This is a genomic window from Tsukamurella conjunctivitidis (genome assembly GCF_007858475.1).
Lineage (GTDB): Bacteria > Actinomycetota > Actinomycetes > Mycobacteriales > Mycobacteriaceae > Tsukamurella > Tsukamurella conjunctivitidis.
The window spans coordinates 1-533 of the sequence record NZ_VIGX01000275.1 but is presented as its reverse complement, the minus strand read 5'-3'; the positions used below and the strand labels follow the sequence as shown (position 1 = coordinate 533).

At 70.9% G+C, this 533-nt stretch carries 1 protein-coding gene; it reads right to left on the bottom strand.

Annotation, left to right across the window (positions count from 1 at the left end):
• Positions 1–120: 120 nt before the first annotated feature.
• On the bottom strand, positions 121–533 hold a 413-nt coding region (locus FK530_RS25375), incomplete at its 5' end, for a UbiA family prenyltransferase (RefSeq protein WP_166443339.1).

Below are 533 nucleotides of genomic sequence, written 5' to 3'. Positions count from 1 at the left end.
CCCAGCCGTCTGCACCGCAGGGGCACGAGGGGTCCGGGTGCTGTCGGATGCGGGCATGTGCATGTGGGGCGCAGCCCGTCGGTGTTCCCCGGATGGGGGAGGTCCGCGACGCCCTCGTGCTCAGGTGGGCAGGACGCCGTTCACTGCGGCAATGACCACCATGGTCACGAGGAACCCGACGAGGTAGTTCAGCCACAGGAAGCGCACCCAGCCGGCGTGCGCTTCCGCCGACTTCTCCACCGTCACCCCCCACCAGGGAAGTACCGAGAGGGCGTAGACCAAGCACAACGGAGCGACCCACCCCGCTGCCCCACCTGCGAGCAGCAGGAGGAGGGACGCCAGGAGATAGCCTGCGGCCGCCAGGCGCACCGTCGCCCGAGGACCGATCTGGGTGGCCACCGAGCGCAGACCGGCCTGCCTGTCCGGCACCACGTCCTGGACGGCGCCGAAGGCCTGGGAGGCCATGGACCACAGGAAGAACGCCACCAGCGGCAGGGCGACCTCCCGGGTGGCCAGCGACACGGAGGTCAGGG